This is a genomic window from Dietzia sp. DQ11-71, from assembly GCF_014144995.1.
GTDB classification, from domain to species: Bacteria; Actinomycetota; Actinomycetes; order Mycobacteriales; family Mycobacteriaceae; genus Dietzia; species Dietzia kunjamensis.
Map to the genome: position 1 here is coordinate 1 of NZ_JAALDT010000438.1, position 1553 is coordinate 1553.

Consider the following 1553-nt stretch of genomic DNA (forward strand, 5'->3'; position numbering starts at 1 on the left):
AGCGCGACCCGCCTCGCCCGGCGCCGCGCGCCGTGTCCCCGCGCGCCCGACCCGGTCCGCACCCCCGCCGTCACAGGTACTCCCTGATCCTCGGCGCGATGCCCACGACCACGGCGAACGCGGCCAGGGTGGACAGCGCGATGATGAGATCGGGCCCGTTGGAGGAGGTGCGGCGGGCGTTGTCGATGCGCGTACGCAGGGTGTCGCGGGCCTCCTCGATGGCGTCCTGCATGGACTCGTCGAACTCCTCGAACGCGGCCCCCGAGTCGCCCTCGCTCTGGCCGGAGGAGATGGTGATCGCGCCCTGGTAGTCGCCCTGTTGGTACAGGGAGTCGGCGCGGTTCTGGGCGGCCATCCAGGCGTCGAGCGCCTCGATCGCGTCCGTCACCGCCCCCTGCGAGTCGAGGTCGATGCGGCCGGTGGAGTCCTCGTCCTCCTCGTCGTCGAGGTAGACGGTCAGGGTGTCACGCACGTTGCCCAGGGTGGTCGCCCGCTCGGCCGCCGACCCTTCCGGATCGGTGCGCCGCACCAGGTTGAGCGTCTCCTGCGCGCGCACCTTCTGGGCGTTGATGCGCTGGCGGGTGAGCTCGTTCATCGGTGCCGCGCCCTCGGACAGGCCCTTGGCGTTGTCATTGGCCGCGAGGAACCCGGCGATCATCGTGAGCAGGAACGTCGCCACCATGAGCAGCGAGCCCAGGGCGAGCGCCGGGTTGAACCGCCGCCCGGTGAGTCGCCACAGCCACTGTTGCAACAGCAACAGCACCGCGATCGCCAGCCCCAGCAGGAAGAACGACCCCCATGGCGGCGACGACCACTCCCTGTCCGACTGTCCCACCGACGTGGACTGCCGGTCGTACAGGTCCGCGGCGGCGGGCAGGATTGTGTCCTGCATCAGCGTCGACGCCGACGCCAGATACGCCGAGCCGACCGGATTGGCCACGCGGTTGTTGGTGCGCGCCGTCTCCACCAGGCCGGTGTAGGTGGCCAGCTGGGCGTTGATGAGCGCGAGCTGTTCGATGGACTCGGTGTCGGTGCGGTCGAGGCCCTGGGAGGCGGCGATGATCGACGACGACGAGGTCGCGATCGCCTGGAGGTAGCGTTCGCGCAGTTCCGCAGGCTCGATACCGCCGGTGATGAACGCGGTGTTCGCCGCGGAGTCCGCGATCGTCAGGGAGCTGTACAACGTCTGCGAGGCGTTGGCGACGGGCTCGACCTCGGCCAGCAGCGTCTCGGTATAAACCTGCCGCTGGGTGATCGTCGAGGACGCCACGATCCCGCCCGTGAGCACCGTGATGATCGCGAGCAACGCGAAGACCGACATGCGGCCCGGCGTGGTGAGCACGTCGTTCCAGAAGCGGGCGGCGCGGCGACGGACCGGCCTGCGGGGTTGGAGGGTGGATGACGACTCGCCACCCGAGCCGGGCGTTGGTGTGAGCGTGGAGGCGGAGCCGGACCGGGAGCCGGAGGCCGACGTGGAGGCGGAGCCGGACCGGGAGCCGGAGGCGGCACCTGATGCGGGTGCGGCGCCGGCCCGGGGAGCGGCGTCGGCCGAG

General features: G+C 70.9%; 1 protein-coding gene. It reads right to left on the minus strand.

The window, feature by feature from the left end; translation table 11 throughout:
* Nucleotides 1-70: 70 nt before the first annotated feature.
* On the minus strand, nucleotides 71-1553 hold a 1483-nt coding region (locus G6023_RS14115; RefSeq protein ID WP_182636100.1), incomplete at its 5' end, for a GlnX family signal transduction membrane protein.